Here is a 24,868-nt window from a genome sequence, read left to right as displayed (position 1 = left end):
TGACTTTAGACTCATAAATATATAGTCGAATAGGAGGAATGAACGATGATGAGTCAATTGAAAAAACGTTTAAAAGAGCAGCGAGGATTGACCTTAGTAGAACTTTTAGCTGTTATCGTTATTTTAGGGATTATTTCCGCGATTGCCGTGCCGAGTATTGGTGGGCTTATTAACAAGACGAAAGATGATGCGAAAGTTGCCGAAGCGATTCAAATTATTAATGCGGCAAAGTTGTATGTTGCTTCCGAAGATCCTGGGGATAAAACATTAAAATACTCTGATTTACAAAATTACTTAGAAAATGTACATGATAATGGTTTTGAAGTGGTAGTAGATCAAGACGAAACCACTGGGAAATATAGCTACACAATAAAGAATCATAATGCTGTAACTATAGTTAATGGCAGTAGTGCTACGGAAGCAACTGAAGAGGATCTTCACAATTATTAATCGTTAGAAAAGCAATGAAAATCATATTATTTCTTTACGGCCTCATATTTGGTTCGTTTTTTAACGTCGTTGGGTTACGGGTACCGATGAAGCAGTCGATCGTTCGACCTAGGTCGGCGTGCCCGCATTGTCAGCACGTGTTGACGCCGATGGAGCTGATACCTGTTTTGTCATATGTCATTCAAGGGGGAAAATGTCGTTTTTGTCGCGAACGGATTTCCCCCCTTTATCCATTCATTGAAATGCTAACAGGTTGTTTGTTCGTTTTTGCGTATCTCTATCATGGAATTTCGTTTCAGTTGTTGATTAGTTTATCAATAATCTCGCTACTGATTATTATTACGGTGTCTGATATTCGTTATATGATGATTCCTGACCGAATACTCCTCTTTTTTTTGGGATTGTTTCTTCTTGAGAGAATTTTAATCCCGTTACATCCTTGGTGGGATAGTCTTTTTGGTGCAGTCGTTGGCTTCGGCTTACTTTTATTCATCAGCATCGTGAGCAAAGGTGGAATGGGTGGCGGTGATATTAAGCTATTTGGGGTGTTAGGCCTTCTTTTAGGAACAAAACTCATTTTGCTAACCTTCTTTTTAGCCACCCTCGTCGGAACAGTTGGTGGAGTGATAGGACTGGCCGTCGGAAAAGTGAAGAAGAAACAACCGATGCCGTTTGGTCCATTTATCGGGATAGGTGCCCTTATTAGCTATTTTTATGGACAGGACATTTTACAATGGTATTTTTCATTCTATTAATTTTTTGTTAGAAGGGGCAAAGAAGTATGAAGCTACCGTGGTTTTCTCAAGGTAGGAAAGTGATCAATATCGTGTTTACTGATTATGCACTTAGGGTGGTCGAAGCAAAAACGACTCCCCCATTTGCGGTTACTCGGTGGACGGAACGAGAGCTTCCGCCAGAAACGATTAAAGGGGGCGTCATTTATGATTCGCAAACACTATTATTTATATTAGAAGAAATAGTGGCCGATTGGGGTCTTAAACATCGTCCTGTCCAATTTTTAGTTCCCGATCAATACGCCATCGTCCGTCGACTTTCGATTCCGAAAGATGTAAAAGAAGATGAATTACATAGCTATATTTTTTTAGAGATCGGCACCAGTATTCATTTGCCATTTGAAAATCCAGTTTTCGATGTTATTACATTAGGGGAAAAAGAGAAAAAACAAGAAGTATTGCTTTTTGCTTCTCGTGAAGATATTGTGGCTTCTTATGCCAATCTCTTGGAGGAAGCCAAATTAAAGCCACTTACCGCTGATATGTCTATATTAGCCCTTTACCGCTTGTTTTTATATTCAAAGGTAATCGATGGAAACGGACATTATATGATGTTACAGCTTGATCGTCATTTGTTAACTGTTTCCATTTTTCACGGTTATCAACCGGTGTTTATGCGACCCATTCCGGTTGAATGGAATCAGGTGGAAGAAAAAGAGGTTAATCATTGGAGTTTGCCTCTGGAAGATTTATATAAAGAAATTGAGCGGGTCATCAACTTTTACCGTTATTCCCTCTTTCATGGGGATGTGGATATTACGTGCTTTTTACTAAGCGGCGACTACCCTGTATTAGATGTATTTGGAGAAGCCTTAAAAGAACGCTGGGGAAAAGAAGTGTTTAAAGTTCCTGAACAACATTTCATGGACCGCGACAACGAGCCGATACCTTCATCTATGGAACTTGCGATTGGGTTAGCATTAAAAGAGGTGCTAAAATGATTATTGATATTAATCTACTACCGAGAAAAGAAGATAGGCATCGTGCACCTAAATATATATTAATTTTTATCATCGCCCTTACGCTTATTACAGGAGGAATATATTGGTTTCAACTTCATATTGTTTTTCAAAAAATAGAGACGTTGGAGCAAATGGTTAATCAAACGAGACAAATTCGTGAAACAGAGGAACAAAAATCATTATCATATACCTCCAATAAAGCGTATCAACAATTAGAACAGGCGGTTACTTGGGCCTCTCAATATCCTATCCAAGCGGTCCCAATCATGAAAGAACTTATTTCTATTTTGCCTGAGCGCGGTTTTTTCCGTCATTTTAAATGGATGGAACAGCAAACGATTGAATTGTCCATTCAGTTCGATTCCCAGCGGGATGCAGCCTATTACTTTACTTCATTAACAAAAATAGAATGGATTAGTGACGTCCAGCTTCGATCCATCAAAACAGAACCAGTCGTAGCGGATGATGCTGAAAATAACGAGAATGAAGACGTATTACCACGCTATATCGCCCTATATGAAATCAAATTAAATAAACAACTGGTTAAAGAGCACTTTGAGCAGGAAGGAGGATCGTCATAGATGAAGTCATTTACTCGTAAAGAATGGACCATTCTCCTTCTGGTGACTTTATGCTGTTTTTTGGCACTTATCGCAATTCATCTGTTGATTTATCAACCAAACGTTCATACGCTTAAAAAAATCGAAAACGAATTACAAACGGAACAACAACTGTTAGCTGTGATTAGTAAAAAAACCGAGAACATGGAACAACAAACGATAATGAGTTCGATTGGATTACAACAACAATTGCCGGTAAAGCCATTAACCGATCAGTTGTTGCTGGACATAGAAATGGCCGAAATGCTATCGGGAGTTTCAATTGAACAAATTTCACAAATGGAAGCACAAAAACAAATAGATCCATCGCTTAACATGACCAAGCAGGGGGAAGCGACAAGTTCTGAACAATCGATTGACAATGGATTCGTTCCAACCGGTATCGAACGAATGAGTTATCAACTTCGCGTCAAGGCAGACGATTATTTTGAAATGGAATCGTTTTTATCCAAAATAGAAGAATTACAACGCATTACCGAAATTAAGGAGCTCGTATTTGAAGGTCCGAAAGAAGTGACATCGATTATGGAAACACAGGAAGATTTCATATTTGAAGTCGTCGTGACAACGTATTACTACCCAACCTTAACAGAATTACTCGATGAAGTACCAAAACTTCAAGTCCCTGCTTCAACTAACAAACAAGATCCGTTTCCATTCTTTTCGGACGGTGATTCATAATGGTTAAACTATCTCGAGACAATCGTGGTGTGACATTAGTAGAGTTATTGGCTGTTATCGTTATTTTAAGTATTATTGCTACCGTGTCCGTAATAGCGATTGGGAACATCATCCAAAACCAACGTGACAAAGCCTTTGTAGGAAATGCCTATATGTTAGTAGAAGCTGCTCGCCTTTATCTAACAGAACAACAAATTCAAGGACAATCCGTTGGTAGAATACCTTATCAATTATTAGTAGAAAGAGATTGGATGGAAGAATTAATAGATCCATATACATCTACAAAACTTAACCATCAAGAAAATCATTCCTATGTTTCAGTCAAAGATGGAACGGTTGAAGGTGTCTGTTTAAAAGGACACACTAAAAATTTATGCTTTTTTGACGGAAGCGTTCAACCGATTCCATTGAAAGCTTTATCGGTCGAATTAATCCGCGAAAATTGACGATAACTTTCTAGACAAGACGACAAAAGTCTTGTTCTTTTTTTTATTCCATATGGTAGCATGGAACAAAAAGGCAGGAGGTGTCTCCGCTTGGACAAGCCGGAAGATAAAAAACATCGAATTACGGTAAAAATAAACGGGAAAGAACGCCATTTTCAAGAAGGTGTCATTGTTCACCGCTGGGACGAAGGAATGGAAGAGCAAGCTAGCACGGACGAAGCTGTGCTTGTAGACGAAAATGAAGAAAAGCCAGTAGTGAGTTCATCATATAAAAGCTTATGGAACCGTAAAAAAGGTTTTGGACCATTTCGTGGAAGAGATATTTTGAAATGGTGGACAACCATTGTATCAGCCCTAGTAACAGGGGGAATATTTGGGCTCATCATGTTAAATTTTTTTTCGAGCGACGAACCCGTATCTCAAAAGGTAACAAAAACTACCCCCACAGTAAATAAAGAAAATCAAACGTACCAACTACCTACCGTTTCCGTTAGTGTTATTCAATTAGGAGCCTTTCAGCAAGAAGAGGCGGCCCTGCAATTCGAACAATCATTGAAACAAAACGGCTTACCGACAAAAATTGTTCACGATGGGAACCAGTATTTTATTTTTGCTGGCATGACGAAGGAGTTGACTACGGCTAAACAATTAGCAGCCACATTAAAAGAAAAAGGGATTGACGCTTATGCAAAAAAATGGACGTTAACGGGAAAAACAATAGAGCTTACACCTTCGGAAGAAAACGCCCTCCTTATGTTGAATGAATCGTTCCAGCTCCTTTTGCAACAAATGGATCAATACGTGTCAAGTAGTTCCCTCGATCATACGGCATTGGAGAAGGCATATATTAACATTCAATCGTTGAAAGAAAAGGAGCTTTCTCCTCAATTAAAGGAGTATGTTAGAATCATAGATCAAACCTTTCAACAATTGCTCTCATTAGGAGAAGGGAAAAATGATATACAATGGTGGAAGACACAAGCGACGCTCTTATCGATGTTTTCTATCTATTAATCGATATATATTTTCCGGGAAATCAAAATTCGACAAATCCCGGGCTTTTTATTGTCCGGAAAAAAAGAATTTGGTACGATTATACTGTATCTCCCTCGATAACAGAAAGGAAGTGTAGGTTTTATGCCAAACCTCATCTTAGCCTCAAGTTCCCCGAGAAGAAAGGAACTCCTACAACAAATTCGCTTACCTTTTCACATTCACCCTAGTACTGTTAGTGAAGAAGTAAAAGCTGACCTTCCGCCAAAAGAGTTAGTCGCTGAATTGGCCATACGTAAAGCGAAAGACGTTGCTAATAAATTTCCTCACGACGTCGTCTTAGGTGCTGATACCGTTGTGGTATTAAATGGAAAGATATTAGGGAAACCTGTCGATCGTGAAAATGCTCGAAACATGTTGCAAGCGTTATCAGGAAACACACATGAAGTATTAACTGGGGTAGCTATCGTATATAACGAAACGGTTCATCATTTTGTCGAAAAGACGGAGGTAACTTTTTGGGAGCTGTCGGCTGAAGAAATCGAACAATATTTGAATAGTGGTGAACCGTTTGATAAAGCGGGAGCGTACGGTATTCAAGGTCTTGGTGCAACATTTGTAAAACGAATTGACGGAGATTATTTTTCAGTAGTCGGTTTACCAATCTCAAAGGTACATCGTGTGTTAAAGCGTTTGTCAGTGGAGTTTTCGTAAGCTCCTAAAAAGTTCCTCCTAAAAAAGGAGGATAAATATTGATTAATAGCATGATGCTACGTGATGTGCCACAAAATGACCGTCCGAGGGAGAGGTTTATTCAAAACGGACCGCAAAGTGTTTCCAATCAAGAATTATTAGCGATATTGCTTGGGACAGGAACGAAAGAAGAATCTGTTTTACAATTGGCTAATCGTCTTCTTGTTTATTTTGAAGGTTTACGTATGTTAAAAGATACTTCGTTAGAAGAGTTGATGGCGGTCAAAGGAATTGGAAAGGCTAAAGCGGTTCAATTGTTAGCCTCCGTTGAGTTAGGCAGGCGCATCCATAACTTGACGTTTGAAGACAGGTACGTCATTCGGTCCCCTGAAGACGGGGCTAAATATGTCATGGAAGAGCTACGCTTTTTATCCCAAGAACATTTCGTCTGTTTATATTTAAATACGAAAAATCAAGTAATGCATAAACAGACCGTCTTTATCGGGAGTTTAAATGCATCGATTGTTCATCCCCGCGAAGTTTTTAAAGAAGCCCTTCGCCGATCTGCTGCTTCTCTAATTTGTGTACACAACCATCCTTCGGGTGATCCAACGCCAAGTCGTGAAGATATTGAAGTGACGAGACGATTAGTGGAATGCGGACGGATGTTAGGAATTGAAGTACTCGATCACTTAATCATTGGCGAAAAGAAATATGTTAGCTTAAAAGAAAAAGGATATTTATAACAGATCGGTTTCCACTCTATGAAATTCATTGACGTTCGGCTATAATATTGGTTATGATTTTTTCGTCAAAGAATTATTTTGCTACTAATTTTCTTACTTTAAACGTAGGTTTGGTATAAAGACTATATTAAGGATTCTGTATCAGAAAGGGAGATACACGCATGTTTGGATTTGGAACAAAAGACCTTGGAATAGATTTAGGAACGGCGAATACGCTCGTTTACGTGAAAGGAAAAGGAATTGTATTACGCGAGCCATCAGTTGTAGCACTACAAAAAGATACGAAACAAATTGTGGCTGTAGGAAATGACGCAAAAAATATGATTGGTCGGACACCAGGAAATGTCGTTGCCACTCGACCAATGAAGGATGGGGTCATTGCTGACTATGATACAACGGCAACCATGATGAAGTATTTCATTAATCAAGCAATGAAAAATCAAGGACTATTCTCTCGAAAACCGTATGTGATGGTGTGTGTTCCATCAGGGATAACAGCTGTCGAAAAACGAGCTGTTATTGATGCTACTCGTTCCGCTGGTGCACGAGACGCGTATACGATTGAAGAACCATTTGCAGCAGCGATCGGTGCAAATCTTCCTGTTTGGGAACCAACCGGAAGCATGGTTGTGGATATTGGTGGAGGAACAACAGAAGTCGCAATTATATCGCTAGGTGGTATCGTGACGAGCCAATCGATTCGCGTAGCTGGTGATGAAATGGACGATGCGATTATTCAATATATTCGCAAGACATACAATTTAATGATTGGTGATCGAACAGCCGAGCAAATTAAAGTTGAAATTGGTTCAGCAGCAAACCCAGAAGGAATTGGACCAATGGAAATTCGAGGACGCGACCTGCTCACAGGACTTCCAAAAACGATTGAAATAACCGCTGAAGAGATTGCCGCTGCGCTTCATGATACCGTTTATGCAATTGTTGAAGCCGTAAAAGGTACGCTTGAAAAAACTCCTCCAGAGCTCGCAGCTGATATTATGGATCGTGGAATTGTTTTAACCGGTGGAGGAGCGCTGTTAAGAAACTTAGACAAAGTGATTAGCGTAGAAACGAAAATGCCTGTATTAATTGCCGAAGACCCACTAGATTGTGTTGCTATAGGAACAGGAAAAGCATTAGATAATATTCATATGTTTAAAAATAAAGCAAAAGAATCTCGTTAAGATAACAAACTGGGGTGTACATCATGCCACTATTTTTTCGAAATAAACGTCTGATTGTATTGTTAGTAAGTATCATTGTGCTTGTGGCATTGATTGGGTTTTCCCTTAGGGAACGCGAAAGCCTAACATGGCCGGAAAAGTTCGCCAACGACATGATTGGAATAGGTCAAGTAGTAATCGCTAAGCCCGCTCATTATATCGCGGGCTTCTTTGAAACTTTAGAAGAAATCAAAAATACATATGAAGAAAACGAGAAGTTAAAAATTCGGTTAGAAGAATTGGCGAAATTAGAAACACTTGTCAGTGAATTAACAAAAGAGAATGAAGAATTACGGGAAATTATAGGGATGAAGGAAAGCCTTCGAGATTATGAAGTGATTCACGGAACAGTAATTGCCAGTAATCCAGACCAATGGAATAAATATATAAAAATTAATAAAGGAGAAGTAGACGGCGTTAAAAAAGATATGGCGGTCATCACTTCGAAAGGATTAATTGGGAAAGTAAGAAGCACCAACAAGTTTACTTCCACCATTGAATTATTGAGTATGAACAATTCGAAAAGCCGTATTTCTGCTCTTATTCAAGGAAAAGAAAATGTTTACGGATTAATTGAAGGGTATGATGAAGAGTCAGAGATGTTGCTCATGAAACGAATACCATTTGATGTCGAAATTAAAGAAGGACAAAAGGTAGTGACATCTGGACTCGGTGGCGTGTTTCCAAGATTGCTTCCAATTGGGGAAGTAGCAAAAGTTGAACCAGATCAATACGGGTTAAACCAAACGGCGTACGTCAAACCAGCAGCAGACCTAAACGATATCGTCTATGTAATGGTCGTCAAACGAAGTATAACCGAAGTACAATTAGAGGATGAAAGTGAGGATCAAGCTGAATGAGACGCTTTATCCTTACACTCATCGTCGCTTTGTCTTTTGTTTTTGAAAGTATTTTTGTGATGCATTTTCCACCAACTATATTCGGAAAAGAATGGATCATCATACCCCATTTCACCTTAGTTATCTTAATGACTATCGTCATATATGATCATCGTCGCAGTGCGCTTCTTTTATCATTTGTATTCGGCTTATTCTACGATATGTATTACACGGAAATCATTGGTGTTTACTTAGCTTTGTTCCCTTTTATAGTTTATGGGACATCGAAGTTGATGATTGTGCTTCAGTCAAACGTGTTGGTTGTAACGTTACTTATATTAGTTGGTAACGTTTTCCTGGAATTTATTGTCTACCAATTCCATCTGCTTATCCAGACGACAACCATTTCTTTTGACCAATTTGTCCAACTTCGATTGTGGCCAACACTATTCGTAAACACCGTTTTCTTTTTACTTGTCGTGTTCCCATTAAGGAAACAGCTGCTTCGCTGGAAAAATGAACGTTCAGAAGAATAACGATTTTCACTCACGAAAAAATGATAAAAAAGAGGAAAATGGTGGTTCATTGTCGAATTATTGTTTAACTGAGGTGAAATGACACGCCATGAAGAAAAAGCAAAATGTACTTATAAAAGGAACAAAAGATGGTTTAACTTTATTTTTAAATGATCAGTGTTCCTATGAAGAATTGAAAAAAGAATTAGACGAAAAATTAACAGCCCAATATATCAATCAAGACGACTATCCATTAATTACCGTGCGAATTGATGTTGGCAATCGGTTTTTAACCGATGAACAAATAGAAGAAATTAAGCAGTTAGTTCGACATAAAAAAAATTTAGTGGTTGATGATATTGTTTCCAATGTGATGACAAAACAAGAAGTTCAGAGAATACTAGACGAGCAAGAAATTACTTCTGTAGTCGGGATTGTTCGTTCTGGACAAGTTTTAGAAGTCCCAGGTGATTTGTTGCTAATTGGCGACGTCAACCCAGGCGGTACGGTAGTGGCCGGTGGAAATATTTATATATTGGGAGCATTAAAAGGCATTGCTCACGCCGGATGCTCTGGTAACGATGAGGCGGTCATTGCAGCTTCTGTCATGAAGCCATCCCAGCTCCGCATTAATCATTGCTTAAACCGAGCACCAGACCAATACGACGAAAATGAATCACATGAAATGGAATGTGCATATATAGACGATTCTTATCAAATTGTCATTGATCGTATAAAAGTGTTAAAGCAGCTTCGACCGAATATTACAAAGCTTAAAGGAGGATTTTGAACGTGGGTGAGGCAATCGTCATTACTTCCGGAAAGGGTGGCGTAGGGAAAACGACAACATCTGCAAATGTTGGAACGGCCCTCGCCCTACAAGGGAAAAAAGTTTGTTTAGTCGATACTGATATTGGACTAAGAAACTTAGACGTTGTTATGGGGCTGGAAAACCGAATTATTTATGACCTCGTTGACGTCGTCAATGGACGTTGTAAAATGCACCAAGCACTAGTGAAAGATAAACGGTTTGATGACCAATTATACCTTTTACCAGCGGCTCAAACAAGTGACAAATCAGCTATTCAGCCGGAGCAAATGAAAGAACTAGTTGAGCAGCTCAAGCACGATTTTGATTATGTAATTATTGATTGTCCGGCCGGAATTGAACAAGGCTACAAAAACGCGGTCGCTGGCGCGGATAAAGCTATCGTTGTAACAACGCCTGAAATTTCCGCTGTTCGCGATGCAGATCGCATTATCGGTTTATTGGAGCAAGAAGACATTGAACCACCAAAATTGATCATTAACCGAATTCGCAGTCAAATGATGAAAAACGGTGATATGCTCGATATTGATGAGATAACGACCCATTTGTCGATCGAATTAATTGGTATTGTTGTCGATGATGAGGAAGTAATTAAATCTTCTAATCAAGGAGAACCAGTCGTATTAAATCCAAATAACAAGGCATCAATTGCCTATCGAAACATTGCCCGCCGTATCCTCGGTGAATCGATTCCGTTACAGCCACTAGAAGATGAAAAAGGTGGTATGTTTTCGAAAATTAAAAAACTGTTTGGCGTAAGATAAATGATTTGTAGACTTGAAGTGTTTTTCACTTTGAGTCTCTTTTTTTTATGGCTTTGTTAAATGATACTATTGATATTTATCCATTTCGCTTGTGGCGGACGCTTTCCGCGGGCAAGCCGCAAGATGCTTCCCTCGCTACGCTCAAGTAAGGGTCTTGCCTGGCTTCTTGTTCCCGCTGGAGTCGCCGCCGTGTGAACAACTTGCTAAAAATCAACAATGAAATATAACCCAGCCTTTTTCATAAATCACGATAAAGTTACTTCATATTTGTTTGTTAAACAAATAAATACTTGTTCAATGCTTGTTATTAATGGATTTTTTGGTCATTCGGTGCAAAATTGAGGAGCTGTTTACGAAAAATCTAAACTATTTGTAATAAAGTTACCAATGAAGTTCGGATGAACATTCATCATCTCCCTTGTCATATCTTTTTCGGACAAGACATACATTGGTACAAATTGATAAAGGAGCATGATGTGCGTATGGGGAATCGGCGAGATGAAATCAGAAAAAGAATTGAAAAAAGAAGGAAAAGTCGTCAACCTCCAACCTATTGGTCTGCGATGGATGAAGAGCGATTCGGAATGGATTCATATCCATCATTTGAAGTGTCAGGAGATGATGATCATCCGTTGTTTAACAAAGAAGTGCTGATGTTTAAAATTCTCTGCTCTGCCTTGCTCACTTTAGCTGTAGCCATTATTTTTAAAAACACCTCCCCGTCCTTAGAAAATACAAGAGCACTCATTCAAGAAGCAATGAGTCAAGAATTTCAATTTGCGTCAATTGCCAACTGGTACGAAAATACGTTTGATCAACCGCTAGCCTTGTTCCCAACGAAGTCAGGAAATAAAAGTAACTTTACAGCAACACCTGATTATGCGGTTCCTGCTTCGGGAAAAGTGAAAGAAAGCTTTGATGAAACCGGACAAGGCGTGATGATCGAAACAGAGGCTGGGGCGGATATTGAAGCGATTAACGATGGACTTGTTGTTTTTGCTGGGAAAAAAGAAGGATTGGGTAACACGGTGATTATTCAGCATGTGGACCGTACGGAGTCGTGGTATGGACATTTACAAACAATTGATGTCACCCTTTATCAACCGGTTAGTAGCGGAGAAAAAATAGGAACGGCCCAAGTGACGAACGAGCAGGCCGGACAATTTTATTTTGCGATTAAAAAAGATAATCATTTCATTGATCCAATACAGGTGATCTCCTTTGAATAAATGGGTCTCTATCGGAAAAAAACTATCGATTCATCCTTTATTTTGGCTTGTCATGTGTTTGGCAATTGTTACTGGACATTTTATTTCATTGCTCATTTTATTTATCATTGTGTTTGTTCATGAACTCGGACACGCCTTTGCCGCACTCTTTTTTTCTTGGAGAATAAAAAAAATCTCGTTATTACCTTTTGGTGGAGTAGCTGAAGTAGATGAACACAGCAATCGCAGCGAGCTAGAAGAATTCATTCTCATTATTGCTGGTCCGCTGCAGCACGTTTGGATGCTTGCTGCTGGTTTTATATTGTTTCGGTTAGGTTGGATGTCACCATACCTGTACAGTGAATGGATGACGTTTAACTATATGGTTCTATTTTTTAACTTACTTCCGATTTGGCCGCTTGATGGGGGAAAATTACTGTTATTAGGCCTATCAAGATTTTTATCGTTCCAGCAAGCGTATCAAGCCATTTTAGCATGGTCACTAGTCAGTTTGCTTATATTTCATAGTTGTATGCTTTGGCTATCCCCATATCATTTAAACTTATGGATTATTTTTAGTTTTCTATATTTTTCTATATGGATGGAATGGAAAAAGAGACATTATACGTTTATGAGGTTTTTAATGGACCGTTATTATGGAAAAGCGTCGACAATCAAAAAATTAAAAACAATTTATGTCCAAGCTGACGAAAAATTATTTTCCGTATTGGAAAAATTTCAAAGAGGATACAAACATCCGATTGTTGTTGTAAAAAACGGAAAAGAAATAGGATCGCTAGACGAAAATGAAGTACTGCATGCTTTTTTTTCGTACAACATGTTTTCAGCACGAATCGATGAGCTTTTATATGCGTATTGAAAACGTGTATACTTAAAGAAAAAGGTCTGTATAAAGACCTTTTCTTATTTTCGAGATACATAAAAGGGGAGAATGCCGTTTGGTCGAATTGATAGTTAACGCCTTACAAAGAGAAAAGCGCTATGCCATTTTACATGATGGGGTACTGTCACGGCTCCAACTATCACCTGTAACCAATTCAACCTTAGTTGGAAATATATTTTATGGGAAAGTAGTTTCCATTGAAAAGGGCTTAAATGCCGCCTTTGTTGACATTGGAATAGGAAAAAACGGGTATTTGCATCGTGATCAACTCCCTTCTTACCTACTTTCTCCTCTCGATGAATCCACCAAAAAAGAAAAGCTTATTCATCATTGGGTTCGGGAAGGAGAAAAAATCGTCGTCCAAGTAAAAAAAGACGGAACAGAACTAAAAGGGCCGTTTTTAACTGGACTGATTGAATGGGGAGGACAGTACCTCATCTATTTACCGTTTGCCCGACGCATTCATTTATCGAAAAAAATCACCGATGAACAAACTCGGTATCAGTTAGAAAGTTTTGTGAGGAAGCTACTAAAAGATGATGAAGGGGTTATTATACGTACACAATGTGCCAATGCAACGACAAATGAGATTGAGCAGGAATTAATCACATTACGAACCGCTTTTTCCAACATGATATCCCGTTTGTCAAGTCTAAAACCACCTGCCCTTTTATATGAACACGATGAATGGCTCACCCAGTTAAAAAATGAAATCTTGACAGGAGAAGGAGGGACCATTCTCGTTGATGAATTTTCCCTCTACCAGCAAATAAAAACATGGCTTAAGCAAACACCAAAATGGTCGATTTACCGGTATCAAGGAAACGAAAATATTTTTTCTGCTTATCAAGTAGAAGGGCAGTTGGATAAATTACGTCAACCAAAAGTGTGGTTGCCGAATGGCTCCTTTATCGTGATTGAACAAACCGAAGCAATGACGGTCATCGATGTCAATACAGGAAAGTTTACGGGGAAAAATAGCCTGGAAGACACGGTTGTTGAGACGAATCGATTAGCAGCGGTTGAAATTGCTAGACAGCTCAGGTTAAGGGATATAAGCGGCATTATCATCGTCGATTTTATCGATATGAAATCGGATGTGGATCGAAATATTGTTCTTACAGCACTGCAAAATGAAATTAAGCAGGACACAAAACGCGTTCATGTAATCGGATTTACGGAATTAGGATTACTCCAATTAACACGTAAAAAAACAAGAAATTCGTGGTTAACCGAGACAACAGAGACATGTCCGATTTGTGATGGTAGGGGGAGAGTCATATCCGCAGAATCGTTAGCATTTCGATTAGAAAGGGAGCTATGGGAATTAAAAAATGGGGAGTATGAAGCGGTCATTGTTGAATTAACTCCTGATGTAAAACAATTTTTTATTGGGGAAAAGGGGGGGCACCATAAGCAGCTAGAAGAAACGTTATTTGTTCGTATACATATGAAAGAAATCAACAATGCCTATCCTTTCTATCGTATTTCATTTGTTGGACAACAACGTGATGCCGAGCGAATTCTTTTAACATAAAGGCTATGTTATATGTCATTGTTGATTTTTAGTAAGTTATTTACATGAATCGAAAGGCGGCGACTCCAGCGGGAACAAAAAGCCGCAAGACCCTTACTTGGGCTTGCGGCTTGCCCGCGGAATGCGTCCGCCACAAGCGATATGTATGAATATCAACAGTATCGTTTAACAGAACCAACATAAAAAGAAATAAGTTGACAGTAATTAAGTGAATATGTTAGGATTTTTATTGTTATTGTTTGTAGCAGCACCCATGCTACAACCGCACAACACCAGGTTTTAAAGCATTGCATTAGCAATCACCTGAGTTTGGCGAGTCTTAGTCTAAGGAGGTGCGAAACATGTACGCAATTATTGAAACTGGCGGAAAACAAATCAAAGTAGAAGAAGGTCAAACAATCTACGTTGAGAAGTTAAACGTTGCAGAGGGTGAAACAGTAACGTTTGACAAAGTTCTTTTCGTTGGCGGTGAGTCTGTAAAAGTAGGTAACCCTGTAGTTGAAGGTGCTACTGTTACAGCGAAAGTTGAAAAACACGGCCGTCAAAAGAAAATCGTTGTATTCAAATACAAACCGAAAAAGAACTACCGTCGTAAACAAGGTCATCGTCAACCTTACACAAAAGTTGTGATTGAAAAAATCAACGCGTAAGGCGACGAACGATGATACGGGTAGCTATTCAACAAACTTCAGATGGCAAAATCATGTCCTTTACCATGAAAGGACATGCGAACTTCGCGGAACACGGTCAAGATATTGTTTGTGCTGGTGCTTCAGCCGTATCATTCGGAACAATTAATGCGATTCTTCAATTAACGAAGATTAAGCCACGCATTGATCAAAGTTCTGATGGTGGATATCTTCGATTTACGGTTCCAGAGCAATTGCCAAAAGACGTAGAAGAAAAAGTTCAATTGTTATTGCAAGGAATGGTCATTTCCTTGCAAACAATTGAACGTGATTACGGAAAATATATACACATTACCTTCAGCTAGGAGGTGGAACGAATGCTAAGACTAGACCTACAGTTCTTCGCATCCAAAAAAGGGGTAGGTTCTACTAAGAACGGTCGTGACTCAATCGCGAAGCGTCTTGGTGCAAAACGTGCGGATGGCCAGTTCGTAACTGGTGGTTCTATCCTTTATCGTCAACGCGGTACCAAAATCTATCCAGGCCTAAATGTTGGTCGTGGTGGTGACGACACATTATACGCAAAAGTTGACGGTATCGTACGTTTCGAGCGTATGGGTCGTGACAAGAAAAAAGTGAGCGTATACCCAGTAGCGAAAGAAGCATAAGACGATAAGAAAACTCTAACCGTTAGTGGTTAGAGTTTTCTTATTTTTATTTTATAAATAAATAATAGAACGATTCTTCTCTTTTTTGTTATACTTACAAGAAGAAGATGAATCTTTATTTTGTCAATAAAATAGGAGTATGAACATGGATAAAAAATGGACGATTGTGGAAGTTTTGCGCCATGCAAGACATGATTGGTTAAATCAGCTCCAATTAATTCAGGGGTATATTACGTTAAATAAATTGGATCGGGTAAAAGAACTGATTAACGAGATTGTAGCTCGAGCCCAGGAAGATTCGAAACTATCCAATTTACAACTTCCGCGCGTAGCTGAGCGGTTAATTACGCACAATTGGGAGCCTCATGCATTCCAAATTTCGTACGAAATACATGCGAAAGCAAATGAAATTTCTATTTCAGATGAGTGGCTCGATCAATGGATTGATGCTTTTTTTCAAATGCTCGACTGCGAACTATCGAAAGATGTCGAAAACATACTCCACCTCACCTTACATACATTTAAAGAAGCCATTACGTTTACCTTTCGCTTAACAGGTCGTATGGAGGAGCCACATCGAATTAAAACGTGGTTAGAAGAGAATGCGAAAGGTCACATTAAACATATAGAAATTTTTCATGTAGACACACAATTGCTATCGTTTAAGTTATGTTTATAACATTCGTCCGTAAGAGAATGACAGATTATGTGAAAGGACGGGAATGAACATGTTTGTCGATCAAGTCAAAATTTATGTGAAAGGTGGCGACGGCGGGAACGGAATGGTCGCCTTCCGTCGTGAAAAATACGTTCCAAAAGGTGGGCCAGCTGGTGGTGACGGCGGGAAAGGAGCGGATGTCGTTTTTGAAGTAGACGAAGGGTTACGTACGTTGATGGATTTCCGTTATCAACGTCATTTTAAAGCCCCGCGTGGAGAAAACGGTATGTCAAAAAATCAGCACGGCAAAAATGCCCCAGAGATGGTTGTAAAAGTTCCACCAGGTACAGTTGTAATGGATGCCAATACAAAAGAAGTGATCGCCGATTTAACCGAACACGGCCAAAGAGCTGTGATTGCCAAAGGTGGACGAGGTGGTCGAGGAAATACTCGTTTTGCGACACCATCGAACCCGGCTCCAGAAATTTGTGAAAAAGGGGAGCCTGGTCAAGAGCGTGAAGTTATTCTAGAACTTAAATTATTAGCTGATGTTGGCCTTGTAGGCTTTCCAAGCGTCGGTAAATCAACTCTTCTTTCCGTTGTCTCAGCGGCGAAACCGAAAATTGCTGAGTACCATTTCACGACACTTGTTCCGAACTTAGGGATGGTGGAAACAGAAGATGGTCGCAGTTTTGTCATGGCTGATTTACCAGGATTAATTGAAGGTGCCCACCAAGGAGTCGGGCTCGGACATCAATTTTTACGCCACATAGAGCGGACTCGCGTCATCGTCCATGTCATTGATATGGCGGCTATGGAAGGAAGAGATCCGTATGAAGACTATGTGACCATCAATCAAGAATTGAAAGAATACAATTTACGTTTAACAGAACGACCTCAAATCATTGTTGCGAACAAAATGGACATGCCTGGCGCTGAAGAGAATTTAGCGACATTTAAAGAAAAAGTAGGAAACGACGTACCGATTTTCCCAATTTCGGCCCTTACTCGCCAAGGATTACGGGATTTATTATTTGCAATTGCAGATAAGCTAGAAGAAACACCTGAGTTTCCGCTTCACGAAGAAGAAACGGGTGTTCATCGCGTCGTTTATAAGCATGAACAACCGAAACCAGAGTTTACAATTACGAGAGATTCAGACGGTAGTTTCGTTTTATCTGGAGAGAAAATTGAGAAATTGTTTAAAATGACCGACTTCTCCAGAGACGAATCCGTCCGTCGTTTTGCACGCCAAATGCGGGCGATGGGTGTTGATGAAGCTCTGCGGCAAAAAGGAGCCCAAGATGGAGATACCGTACGCTTATTGGATTATGAATTTGAATTTATTGAATAAGAGGCATCAAAGATGGGGGAAATTCCATTGAATAAAAAGGATCAAGGACTAAAGTTTTATCTAGTCAGGGAAGATGTTCTTCCAGAAGCGATGAAAAAAACACTTGAAGCTAAAGAATTAATTGAACGAAAAAAAGTTTCATCCATATGGGATGCGGTTAAAAAGGTGGATTTAAGTCGCAGTGCCTTTTATAAATATCGCGATACGGTTTTTCCGTTTCACACGATTGTGAAGGAAAAAATTATTACCCTCTTTTTTCATTTAGAAGACCGTTCAGGAACTTTATCACAGTTATTAAGTGTGGTTGCATCACATCACTGTAACGTGTTAACCATTCACCAAACGATTCCATTACAAGGTCGAGCAAATGTGACGTTATCATTAAATGTTACTGACATGTCCATTACGTTAGATGAGTTACTTGATCAACTTCGGCAGTTAGAATTTGTGGAAAAGGTCGAGGTGCTCGGCTCAGGTGCATAGGTCGACAGCTCGACCTTTTCTTTTTATCACTAACCATCAGCGGGGGACCTCTACTGATAGAAGCTATGCTTAATAATAAAAGAAATTTTTTATAGAGATGGATGTAAACAAAGGGGGAGCATAATGAAAGTAGGCTATTTAGGTCCGAATGCCAGCTTCACGCATTTAGCTGTAAAGCGAGCATTTACAAATGTTCAATTGAATCCATATATGACGATTCCAGAATGTATCGAAGCCGCTTCCGCAAAAGAGGTAGATATAGCGGTTGTTCCGTTAGAGAATGCACTTGAGGGGTCAGTGAATTTAACTATCGATTATTTAGTACAAGAGACAGACTTAAAAATTATCGCAGAATTGATTTTGCCAATACGCCAACATTTAATGATGCATGCTCAGTATGCAGCTGAAGAGGAGATACGTCCCGAAAAAGTATTATCGCATAGTCATGCCATTGCCCAATGTCACAAATTTTTACACCAACAACTAAAAGGTGTTCCTGTCGAGTATACTTCTTCAACAAGCGCAGCTGCTAAATGGATTAGCGAGCATCCCGAGAAAAAGTACGCAGCGATTGGAAATGAACTAGCAGCAAAAGAGTACGACTTAACCATTCTTAAAAAAGATATTCACGATTACAAACATAATCATACACGTTTTATCGTCGTCTCTCGAGAAAATTTCCGCTGTATTTCCCAGTCTACGAAACAAGTGAAAACGACGGTGATGGTGATGCTACCGTCCGATTATGCAGGAGCGTTACATCAAGTTCTTTCTGCTTTTTCGTGGCGGAAGTTGAACTTAACTAAAATCGAATCCCGTCCGATGAAAACGGGATTAGGCAATTATTATTTTATTATCGATATTGAAAAAGAATGGGATGATGTATTGTTACCGGGAGCGGTAGCGGAAATGGAAGCGCTTGGTTGTCAAGTAAAGGTGTTAGGGAGCTACCCTTCCTATTCGTTTACATAATAAAACAACCCACTCTTTTGAGTGGGTTGTTTTATTACTCTTGTTCTTCTACAATCATTAGAAATCCAGCTTTCTCAAGCGCTTTTTCTGCTTCCAATAAATATTGTTCGTTCGGTGCGGAAATAGTGTGCAAATGAACTCCATCAGTTAATTCTGAAAGAAAAGAGGCATTGGTTGACCGTATTCGTTCCATAAACATTTGTACTTCTTTCCGGTTAGACACCATCACCGAGGCGGTAAGATCACCATATACTGGATGTTCGATTTTGACATCTTTGACGGTCACCCCATGATCAACAAGTAAATTAAGCTCTTCTTCCGTTCGTTCCGGTGGATGATAACAGGCGATCGTTTTTGTTGCTTCTTTTTGTCCATTGACGGGATGTAAGTATAAATATCCTTGACTGGTAGCGATAATAGGTTCATTTCGTGCCTTTAATAACGTAATATCGCCTACGATCACTTGGCGACTTACATTCGCTTTTTTCGCTAATTCCGCACCAGTAATGGGTTGTTGACTATTTTTTAACATATTTAGTAATAAGTTTCGACGCTCTTCGCCTAATAACTTCTTCTGTTCTTTCATCATGACTCCCCTCGAACAAAATTCGTCATAATTGCATTGTACCATATTTCTAAAGGTTAACGTAAAGATGCATCATCAGTGACAAATATGATGTAAAAAAGAAGCAAAATCAATCATGTCTTGTTCGGTAGTCGTTTTTCCTACAGATAGGCGAATAAATTGTTTCGCCTGTTCCTCAGAAATCCCCATCGATGTTAACGTTTTGGATGGTTGCTGCATACCAATTTGACACGCCGACCCCGTTGAAATCGCAAATTGATGACGATTCGCTTCCAACATGACATAACTGCCTTCCATTCCATCAATTATACAGCCTATCACATGGGGGAGCTGTTTTACCGCTTCATGGTGTTGAATAATCCGAATGGATGGGGAGGTAAGCTTGTTCAAAAACACTTTTCGTAAGCGTTCACCTAACGCATAATACGCTTGTTGATTCGACTCGGCTTTCTTAGCGGCATATACAAACGCAGCGATACTAGGAAGATCAACCGTTCCACCACGTAAACGGTTATCTGAAGGTGTTTGGGCAAATAGTGCGTGGATGTACAAATTTGGGCGAATGTACAAGGCTCCTACCCCTTTTGGTCCGTATATTTTATGGCTTGAAATACTTAGACTATCAACGTTCGAAACGATAGAGGATAGCGGTAATTTACCAAACGATTGGACACAGTCAACGTGCAACCAAATATCGTGTGGAGCCAATATTTTTTTTAGCTCGTCGATCGGTTGGACAACTCCGGTTTCCCCATTCACATGATGGGTTGCTACTAAAAAAGTTGACGGTCTAATTTCGTTTTCTAATTGTTTCAGATCGATTTCCCCTGTGGATGTTAAAGAAAGCTCTGTTATTTCCACCCCGAGACGTTCGAGAAGAGGAAACGTCGAGCGAATCGACGAATGTTCTCCTTTTGTCGTAATCATATGATTTTTTCCATCTTTAATACTCCAAGCAAATGTAAATAAAGCGAGTTGGTTCGCTTCGGTTCCACCAGTTGTAAAATGAATCCCTTCTTTCGGTACATTAAGAATATTGGCCAACGTCAGGCGACAGTTTTCTAGTAATTGGGCGGCCTTACTCCCAATATCATGAAGGCTATGCGTATTCCCATAAAACGATTGGGCTACTTCCATGTATACTTGTAAAGCTTCCTTATCGATTGGCGTTGTTGCAGCAAAATCTAAATATCTCATGTTAAATCCCTTCTTCATGTAACATAAAAATTTTTCCTTTTTCGATCTTCTGAAGAAAAACTCTTGTCATTAGTTTAAATATATGTAAATATAAGTGTCAAGACACCTGTTGAATCAGGAGGACTTTTTATGATGAAATGTGACGTGTTAATTGTAGGTAGTGGCATTGCTGCTTTACAGTTAGCCAAACACTTAATGAGGGACTATCATGTGAGGATAATCACAAAGTCATTAAAAACACATAGTAATTCTTATCTAGCCCAAGGGGGAATTGCAGCACCTCTTGCACCGGATGATTCGATAATACTACACGTTCAAGATACGTTAAACGCAGGGAGATTTACTCAACACGAAGATTCAGTTTATTCGTTTATTAAGGAAGGAAAAAATGCTATCGAACAGTTGATTGCAGAAGGTGCGCCATTTGATACAGATCCAAAAGGCCAGCTTCTTTTAGGGATGGAAGGGGCTCACCAATCGAGACGAATCGTCCATTGTGGTGGGGATCAAACAGGGAAACAGATCATTGATTTTCTTCTTCAACAAGTGTTTCCTTATGTAGAATGGCTAGAAAACGAATTTGTTTATGACTTAATCGTGGATGAGACGACCCATCGGTGTATTGGCGTTAAGTCCATTTCTCATGATGGAACAATCCAAAAGATGTATGCGGATCATGTCGTGTTTGCGACCGGTGGTGTTGGAGGCATATACGAGTTTTCATCGAACGATCCAACAGTAGTCGGGGATGGATTAGCCATCGCTTACCGACATGGTGTCGCCGTTGCTGATGTCGAATTTATCCAATTTCACCCTACGTTATTTTATAAAGATGGTAAAGCAAAAGGATTAATTTCTGAAGCCGTTCGAGGAGAAGGAGCGAGACTTGTCAATGACAGCGGCTACTATTTTATGGAAGGAATACACCCGTTAAAGGAATTAGCGCCGAGACATGTCGTTGCCCAAGCGATTTTTGATGAGATGCGTAAAGGAAGAAACGTGTATTTAGACATATCACGCGTGTCTTATTTTGAGCAAAAGTTTCCGACCATTAGTCAGTTTTGTGAAAAGCAAGGTATTTCCATTAGCAGCGGAAAGATTCCTGTTGCTCCGGGTTGTCACTTTATTATGGGAGGGATTGTGACAGATTCGGTTGGTCGGACCACACTGCCTCATTTTTATGCCATCGGGGAAGTAGCTTTTAGTGGCGTTCATGGGGCCAACCGGCTTGCAAGTAACTCTTTATTAGAGGGGCTTGTCTTTGGGCGTCGTTTAGCCTCTTGGATAAAAAGTGAAAGGAGCTCCCTTTCCGCCACGCCAAACACAGAAAAAAACTGGCCAACTGCCGAACTAAAGCCATCGTTCCCGATAAAGGATGAAATTCGAAAACTTAACATGGAACGGGTAGGTATCGTCCGTCATCAACAAGCATTGAACGAGCATGTACGGTGGCTTGAACAATTTCACCTTTCGTACTGGTTAACTCATTCGTTAGATCAGATGGAAAAGGAAGACATTCAAACGTTATTTATGCTGGTGACGAGTTATTTAATCTCTCAAGGAGCGATAAAGAGAAGAGAAAGTCGCGGAGGTCATTTTCGTTCAGATTTCCCGTTAGAAGATGAACGTTGGCGCCAAAAAACGATTATGCAACAAATGAACGATTACGGTTGGGGGAAACAGCATGAATGTATTGAAATTGAAGCATATGCTTGAACTATTTTTTATTGAAGATATTGGTGATACTGATGTGACGAGCGATTTCATTTTTCGAGAATCCGAAAAAGATGAACTGTACTTTGTTGCAAAAGAAGCAGGTATTTTTTGTGGTAAGGACATTTTGGAAGTGGGATTTCGTGTGTTAGATGACTCCATTGAAGTGACCACATTTAAAAGCGATGGAGACATCGTGAAACCGTTTGACACGATTGCGGTTGCACGAGGTCAGGTCGCTACCTTGTTGAAAGGGGAACGGGTGATTTTAAATCTTCTTCAACGACTGAGTGGCATCGCGACTATGACAAAAAAAGCCGTCGAATTAACCGCTCATACCGGTGTCATCATTACTGATACCCGAAAAACAACACCGGGGCTAAGGATGTTGGAGAAGTATGCTGTTAGATGTGGGGGTGGCAAAAATCATCGGAACAGCTTAGATGATGCCATCATGATTAAAGACAACCATATCGCTTATGCTGGTTCGATTACCGAAGCGGTGAACCGGGTGAAAAAAAAGGCCGGTCATACGCTAAAAATTGAAGTGGAAGTAGAAACAAAAGAAATGATGGAAGAAGCGATTGCAGCCGGTGTCGATATCATCATGTTTGATAATTGTTCACCACAGACGTTACGCGAATGGCTACCGTTCGTTCCGAAATCCATCTTAACCGAAGCTTCTGGTGGCATTCATTTAGAAAATGTTCGTGAATATGCCGAAACCGGTATTGATGTGTTGTCTCTTGGGTGCTTAACCCATTCGGTAAAAGCACTGGACATAAGTGCAAAAGTTTTTAAATAAAGGATGGAGGGGTTTTGAATGAGTTTCCTGCAAGCAATTCAGTCATCTCAACAAACCATTCCTGAAACGTATCGACAATTGACGCGTGAAGAAATGGAACAACGAGTTCTTGAAATAAAGCGAGAACTAGGTACGTCCTTATATATTCCCGGTCATCATTATCAAAAAGACGAAGTCATTCAATTTGCAGATGCTACGGGGGATTCGTTGAAATTAGCGCAACTGTCAGCTGAAAATAAAGAAGCGAAGCACATCGTTTTTTGTGGGGTTCATTTTATGGCAGAAACGGCCGATATTTTAACAAATAACGAACAGTTGGTTTATCTACCAGATATGCGGGCAGGTTGTTCTATGGCAGATATGGCTAACATTTACCAGACGAACAGGGCTTGGGTAAAGCTTCAAGAAATGTTTGGTGATACGATTCTTCCATTAACGTATGTGAATTCAACTGCGGAAATTAAGGCGTTTGTCGGGAAAAACGGTGGAGCTACGGTGACGTCGTCGAATGCGAAAAAAATGCTCAAATGGGCATTTACGCAAAAAGAACGCATTTTGTTTTTACCTGACCAACACTTAGGGAGAAATACAGCCTATGACTTAGGAGTTCCACTAGATGAGATGGCTGTGTGGGATCCGATTCAAGAAGAGCTAATCTTTGCAGGCGACATAGCTTCTGTAAAAGTGATTTTATGGAAAGGGCATTGCTCGGTTCATGAGAATTTTACCGTACAAAATGTTTATCAAGTGAGACAACAATATCCGGAGATGAAAATTATTGTTCATCCAGAATGTCGCCGAGAATTGGTGGAACTTGCCGATGAAAATGGATCTACGAATTATATTATTGAAACGATTGCCAAAGCACCAAAAGGTTCTTCCTGGGCCATCGGTACGGAAATGAACTTGGTGAATCGATTAATTCAGCAACATCAAGATAAACATATTATTTCCTTAAATCCGCATATGTGCCCATGCTTAACGATGAACCGAATCGATTTACCTCATTTATTATGGTCTCTCGAAAGCATTGTAGAAGGGCAGCCAGTCAATCGTATTCAAGTTCACGAACAAACCGCTAATGACGCTCGACTGGCTCTTGAACGGATGTTGCAACGTTCGTAAAAAAATGGAATATAACTAAAAGAGGCTGTCCCATAAGTGTCTGACACTCACGCGACGATTGCAATTTAGAATGTTTGCATGGTGGGGGAAATTTAGGCGTTAGGGACAGCCTTTTAAATCGTTAAAAAAGTTTAAATTCGCTAAAGTGTTAAAATATGACATAAGTGTGATTCACCCTTCCGGAGAATAAGACACGTCAAAATAATTTCAAGTTATGCTGGGAATAAATATACTAAAAAGGAATGATCACAATTGTTGAAAAAGGAAATGAAAAATATTGAGCCAACTATTGCACCTGGAATTGATGACGATGAAGAACTTGGGCAAGAGGCAACAAAAGAGGAGATTGCTCGAGGTGATTACACAGAAGTGACAACATTATCTTATGATGAAGTTGATCCATCATTGAGGGTGTCAAAAAAGTGATTTTTTTAAAGGCTATGTTAAACGATTCTGTTGATATTTATACATTAC

The 24,868-nt window shown here is 39.7% G+C and carries 30 protein-coding genes and 1 other annotated feature; of the genes, 28 read left to right on the top strand and 2 right to left on the bottom strand.

Annotated elements, in window-relative coordinates:
• Window positions 1-45 precede the first annotated feature (45 nt).
• The 24 genes from ABES52_RS11080 (at window position 46) to pheA (ending at window position 18,968) form a co-directional block, all read left to right on the top strand.
• Window positions 46-450, top strand: coding sequence for a type II secretion system protein (locus tag ABES52_RS11080; protein ID WP_429651214.1), 405 nt, complete (start codon window positions 46-48; stop codon window positions 448-450).
• Window positions 451-464: 14 nt separating this feature from the next.
• Window positions 465-1,205: a prepilin peptidase gene (locus tag ABES52_RS11075; RefSeq protein ID WP_429651213.1), complete on the top strand. Its 741-nt coding sequence runs from the start codon at window positions 465-467 to the stop codon at window positions 1,203-1,205.
• A gap of 26 nt (window positions 1,206-1,231) precedes the next feature.
• Window positions 1,232-2,185 (top strand): type IV pilus biogenesis protein PilM, encoded by a 954-nt coding sequence (gene pilM, locus ABES52_RS11070; RefSeq protein ID WP_429651212.1) that lies wholly within the window; start codon window positions 1,232-1,234, stop codon window positions 2,183-2,185.
• Window positions 2,182-2,787, top strand: coding sequence for a PilN domain-containing protein (locus ABES52_RS11065; protein ID WP_429651211.1), 606 nt, complete (start codon window positions 2,182-2,184; stop codon window positions 2,785-2,787). The genes pilM and ABES52_RS11065 overlap by 4 nt, the downstream gene beginning before the upstream one ends.
• Window positions 2,788-3,507, top strand: a complete 720-nt coding sequence (locus ABES52_RS11060; protein WP_429651210.1) for a hypothetical protein — start codon at window positions 2,788-2,790, stop codon at window positions 3,505-3,507.
• Complete coding sequence (locus ABES52_RS11055) at window positions 3,507-3,953, top strand: type II secretion system protein (protein ID WP_429651209.1); 447 nt, start codon at window positions 3,507-3,509, stop codon at window positions 3,951-3,953. Before ABES52_RS11060 ends, ABES52_RS11055 begins: the two co-directional genes overlap by 1 nt.
• Window positions 3,954-4,043: 90 nt before the next feature.
• On the top strand, window positions 4,044-4,967 hold the full coding sequence (locus tag ABES52_RS11050) for an SPOR domain-containing protein (protein ID WP_429651208.1): 924 nt from the start codon (window positions 4,044-4,046) through the stop codon (window positions 4,965-4,967).
• A 123-nt stretch (window positions 4,968-5,090) separates the two neighbouring features.
• Window positions 5,091-5,660: a Maf family protein gene (locus tag ABES52_RS11045; protein ID WP_429651207.1), complete on the top strand. Its 570-nt coding sequence runs from the start codon at window positions 5,091-5,093 to the stop codon at window positions 5,658-5,660.
• Between the two features lie 53 nt (window positions 5,661-5,713).
• Window positions 5,714-6,385: a RadC family protein gene (gene radC, locus ABES52_RS11040; protein ID WP_429651240.1), complete on the top strand. Its 672-nt coding sequence runs from the start codon at window positions 5,714-5,716 to the stop codon at window positions 6,383-6,385.
• A gap of 161 nt (window positions 6,386-6,546) precedes the next feature.
• Window positions 6,547-7,569: a rod shape-determining protein gene (locus ABES52_RS11035; protein WP_429651206.1), complete on the top strand. Its 1,023-nt coding sequence runs from the start codon at window positions 6,547-6,549 to the stop codon at window positions 7,567-7,569.
• 23 nt (window positions 7,570-7,592) lie between these two features.
• On the top strand, window positions 7,593-8,468 hold the full coding sequence (mreC, locus tag ABES52_RS11030; protein WP_429651205.1) for a rod shape-determining protein MreC: 876 nt from the start codon (window positions 7,593-7,595) through the stop codon (window positions 8,466-8,468).
• On the top strand, window positions 8,465-8,983 hold the full coding sequence (mreD, locus tag ABES52_RS11025; protein ID WP_429651204.1) for a rod shape-determining protein MreD: 519 nt from the start codon (window positions 8,465-8,467) through the stop codon (window positions 8,981-8,983). Before mreC ends, mreD begins: the two co-directional genes overlap by 4 nt.
• A gap of 88 nt (window positions 8,984-9,071) precedes the next feature.
• Window positions 9,072-9,752: a septum site-determining protein MinC gene (minC, locus tag ABES52_RS11020; RefSeq protein WP_429651203.1), complete on the top strand. Its 681-nt coding sequence runs from the start codon at window positions 9,072-9,074 to the stop codon at window positions 9,750-9,752.
• A gap of 2 nt (window positions 9,753-9,754) precedes the next feature.
• A complete protein-coding gene (gene minD, locus ABES52_RS11015) occupies window positions 9,755-10,555 on the top strand; it encodes a septum site-determining protein MinD (RefSeq protein ID WP_429651202.1) in 801 nt (266 codons plus the stop codon).
• A gap of 482 nt (window positions 10,556-11,037) precedes the next feature.
• A complete protein-coding gene (locus ABES52_RS11010) occupies window positions 11,038-11,784 on the top strand; it encodes a peptidoglycan DD-metalloendopeptidase family protein (protein WP_429651201.1) in 747 nt (248 codons plus the stop codon).
• Window positions 11,777-12,643, top strand: coding sequence for a M50 family metallopeptidase (locus ABES52_RS11005; RefSeq protein WP_429651200.1), 867 nt, complete (start codon window positions 11,777-11,779; stop codon window positions 12,641-12,643). Before ABES52_RS11010 ends, ABES52_RS11005 begins: the two co-directional genes overlap by 8 nt.
• A gap of 79 nt (window positions 12,644-12,722) precedes the next feature.
• Entirely contained in the window at window positions 12,723-14,204 is a 1,482-nt protein-coding gene (locus ABES52_RS11000) for an Rne/Rng family ribonuclease (protein ID WP_429651199.1), read from the top strand.
• A gap of 250 nt (window positions 14,205-14,454) precedes the next feature.
• Window positions 14,455-14,534, top strand: a sequence feature (ribosomal protein L21 leader region).
• Window positions 14,535-14,545: 11 nt separating this feature from the next.
• The gene (gene rplU, locus ABES52_RS10995; protein ID WP_429651198.1) at window positions 14,546-14,854 is read left to right on the top strand and encodes a 50S ribosomal protein L21; all 309 of its coding nucleotides are present in this window, start codon (window positions 14,546-14,548) and stop codon (window positions 14,852-14,854) included.
• Between the two features lie 11 nt (window positions 14,855-14,865).
• Window positions 14,866-15,198 (top strand): ribosomal-processing cysteine protease Prp, encoded by a 333-nt coding sequence (locus ABES52_RS10990; protein WP_429651197.1) that lies wholly within the window; start codon window positions 14,866-14,868, stop codon window positions 15,196-15,198.
• A 12-nt stretch (window positions 15,199-15,210) separates the two neighbouring features.
• Window positions 15,211-15,501 carry a 50S ribosomal protein L27 gene (gene rpmA / locus ABES52_RS10985; protein WP_429651196.1) on the top strand — a complete coding sequence of 97 codons (291 nt, stop codon included), beginning with the start codon at window positions 15,211-15,213 and terminating at the stop codon, window positions 15,499-15,501.
• Window positions 15,502-15,646: 145 nt separating this feature from the next.
• A complete protein-coding gene (locus tag ABES52_RS10980; protein WP_429651195.1) occupies window positions 15,647-16,180 on the top strand; it encodes a Spo0B C-terminal domain-containing protein in 534 nt (177 codons plus the stop codon).
• 49 nt (window positions 16,181-16,229) lie between these two features.
• Entirely contained in the window at window positions 16,230-17,513 is a 1,284-nt protein-coding gene (gene obgE / locus ABES52_RS10975; protein WP_429651194.1) for a GTPase ObgE, read from the top strand.
• A 12-nt stretch (window positions 17,514-17,525) separates the two neighbouring features.
• Window positions 17,526-17,996, top strand: a complete 471-nt coding sequence (locus ABES52_RS10970) for an ACT domain-containing protein (protein WP_429651193.1) — start codon at window positions 17,526-17,528, stop codon at window positions 17,994-17,996.
• 123 nt (window positions 17,997-18,119) lie between these two features.
• Window positions 18,120-18,968 carry a prephenate dehydratase gene (pheA, locus tag ABES52_RS10965; protein WP_429651192.1) on the top strand — a complete coding sequence of 283 codons (849 nt, stop codon included), beginning with the start codon at window positions 18,120-18,122 and terminating at the stop codon, window positions 18,966-18,968.
• A 34-nt stretch (window positions 18,969-19,002) separates the two neighbouring features.
• On the opposite strand, the gene ABES52_RS10960 is transcribed toward pheA, so the two are convergent.
• Both ABES52_RS10960 and ABES52_RS10955 read right to left on the bottom strand, forming a co-directional pair.
• On the bottom strand, window positions 19,003-19,554 hold the full coding sequence (locus ABES52_RS10960; RefSeq protein WP_429651191.1) for a transcription repressor NadR: 552 nt from the start codon (window positions 19,552-19,554) through the stop codon (window positions 19,003-19,005).
• Between the two features lie 75 nt (window positions 19,555-19,629).
• The gene (locus ABES52_RS10955; protein WP_429651190.1) at window positions 19,630-20,751 is read right to left on the bottom strand and encodes an IscS subfamily cysteine desulfurase; all 1,122 of its coding nucleotides are present in this window, start codon (window positions 20,749-20,751) and stop codon (window positions 19,630-19,632) included.
• A gap of 129 nt (window positions 20,752-20,880) precedes the next feature.
• Between ABES52_RS10955 and nadB the strand changes: the two genes are divergently transcribed.
• The 4 genes from nadB (at window position 20,881) to ABES52_RS10935 (ending at window position 24,820) form a co-directional block, all read left to right on the top strand.
• Window positions 20,881-22,467, top strand: coding sequence for an L-aspartate oxidase (nadB, locus tag ABES52_RS10950; protein WP_429651189.1), 1,587 nt, complete (start codon window positions 20,881-20,883; stop codon window positions 22,465-22,467).
• Complete coding sequence (gene nadC / locus ABES52_RS10945) at window positions 22,436-23,269, top strand: carboxylating nicotinate-nucleotide diphosphorylase (protein WP_429651188.1); 834 nt, start codon at window positions 22,436-22,438, stop codon at window positions 23,267-23,269. The genes nadB and nadC overlap by 32 nt, the downstream gene beginning before the upstream one ends.
• 18 nt (window positions 23,270-23,287) lie before the next feature.
• A complete protein-coding gene (nadA, locus tag ABES52_RS10940; RefSeq protein ID WP_429651187.1) occupies window positions 23,288-24,394 on the top strand; it encodes a quinolinate synthase NadA in 1,107 nt (368 codons plus the stop codon).
• Window positions 24,395-24,646: 252 nt separating this feature from the next.
• Entirely contained in the window at window positions 24,647-24,820 is a 174-nt protein-coding gene (locus tag ABES52_RS10935; protein ID WP_429651242.1) for a hypothetical protein, read from the top strand.
• Window positions 24,821-24,868 lie beyond the last annotated feature (48 nt).

The sequence above is a fragment of the Aeribacillus pallidus genome, from assembly GCF_050478865.1.
GTDB lineage: Bacteria > Bacillota > Bacilli > Bacillales > JACDOC01 > JACDOC01.
This window is presented reverse-complemented; position numbering and strand designations above follow the sequence as displayed.

Coding starts and splice junctions, on each gene's coding strand:
- radC (WP_429651240.1), top strand. CDS start 5,714: ATGCTACGTGATGTGCCACAAAATGACCGTCCGAGGGAGAGGTTTATT.
- rpmA (WP_429651196.1), top strand. CDS start 15,211: ATGCTAAGACTAGACCTACAGTTCTTCGCATCCAAAAAAGGGGTAGGT.
- pheA (WP_429651192.1), top strand. CDS start 18,120: ATGAAAGTAGGCTATTTAGGTCCGAATGCCAGCTTCACGCATTTAGCT.
- ABES52_RS11075 (WP_429651213.1), top strand. CDS start 465: ATGAAAATCATATTATTTCTTTACGGCCTCATATTTGGTTCGTTTTTT.
- nadB (WP_429651189.1), top strand. CDS start 20,881: ATGATGAAATGTGACGTGTTAATTGTAGGTAGTGGCATTGCTGCTTTA.
- obgE (WP_429651194.1), top strand. CDS start 16,230: ATGTTTGTCGATCAAGTCAAAATTTATGTGAAAGGTGGCGACGGCGGG.
- ABES52_RS11010 (WP_429651201.1), top strand. CDS start 11,038: ATGGGGAATCGGCGAGATGAAATCAGAAAAAGAATTGAAAAAAGAAGG.
- ABES52_RS11065 (WP_429651211.1), top strand. CDS start 2,182: ATGATTATTGATATTAATCTACTACCGAGAAAAGAAGATAGGCATCGT.
- ABES52_RS10955 (WP_429651190.1), bottom strand. CDS start 20,751: ATGAGATATTTAGATTTTGCTGCAACAACGCCAATCGATAAGGAAGCT.
- mreC (WP_429651205.1), top strand. CDS start 7,593: ATGCCACTATTTTTTCGAAATAAACGTCTGATTGTATTGTTAGTAAGT.
- ABES52_RS10990 (WP_429651197.1), top strand. CDS start 14,866: ATGATACGGGTAGCTATTCAACAAACTTCAGATGGCAAAATCATGTCC.
- rplU (WP_429651198.1), top strand. CDS start 14,546: ATGTACGCAATTATTGAAACTGGCGGAAAACAAATCAAAGTAGAAGAA.
- ABES52_RS10960 (WP_429651191.1), bottom strand. CDS start 19,554: ATGAAAGAACAGAAGAAGTTATTAGGCGAAGAGCGTCGAAACTTATTA.
- mreD (WP_429651204.1), top strand. CDS start 8,465: ATGAGACGCTTTATCCTTACACTCATCGTCGCTTTGTCTTTTGTTTTT.
- ABES52_RS11080 (WP_429651214.1), top strand. CDS start 46: ATGATGAGTCAATTGAAAAAACGTTTAAAAGAGCAGCGAGGATTGACC.
- ABES52_RS10970 (WP_429651193.1), top strand. CDS start 17,526: ATGGGGGAAATTCCATTGAATAAAAAGGATCAAGGACTAAAGTTTTAT.
- ABES52_RS10980 (WP_429651195.1), top strand. CDS start 15,647: ATGGATAAAAAATGGACGATTGTGGAAGTTTTGCGCCATGCAAGACAT.
- ABES52_RS11060 (WP_429651210.1), top strand. CDS start 2,788: ATGAAGTCATTTACTCGTAAAGAATGGACCATTCTCCTTCTGGTGACT.
- pilM (WP_429651212.1), top strand. CDS start 1,232: ATGAAGCTACCGTGGTTTTCTCAAGGTAGGAAAGTGATCAATATCGTG.
- ABES52_RS11035 (WP_429651206.1), top strand. CDS start 6,547: ATGTTTGGATTTGGAACAAAAGACCTTGGAATAGATTTAGGAACGGCG.
- nadA (WP_429651187.1), top strand. CDS start 23,288: ATGAGTTTCCTGCAAGCAATTCAGTCATCTCAACAAACCATTCCTGAA.
- ABES52_RS11055 (WP_429651209.1), top strand. CDS start 3,507: ATGGTTAAACTATCTCGAGACAATCGTGGTGTGACATTAGTAGAGTTA.
- ABES52_RS11045 (WP_429651207.1), top strand. CDS start 5,091: ATGCCAAACCTCATCTTAGCCTCAAGTTCCCCGAGAAGAAAGGAACTC.
- minC (WP_429651203.1), top strand. CDS start 9,072: ATGAAGAAAAAGCAAAATGTACTTATAAAAGGAACAAAAGATGGTTTA.
- nadC (WP_429651188.1), top strand. CDS start 22,436: ATGAATGTATTGAAATTGAAGCATATGCTTGAACTATTTTTTATTGAA.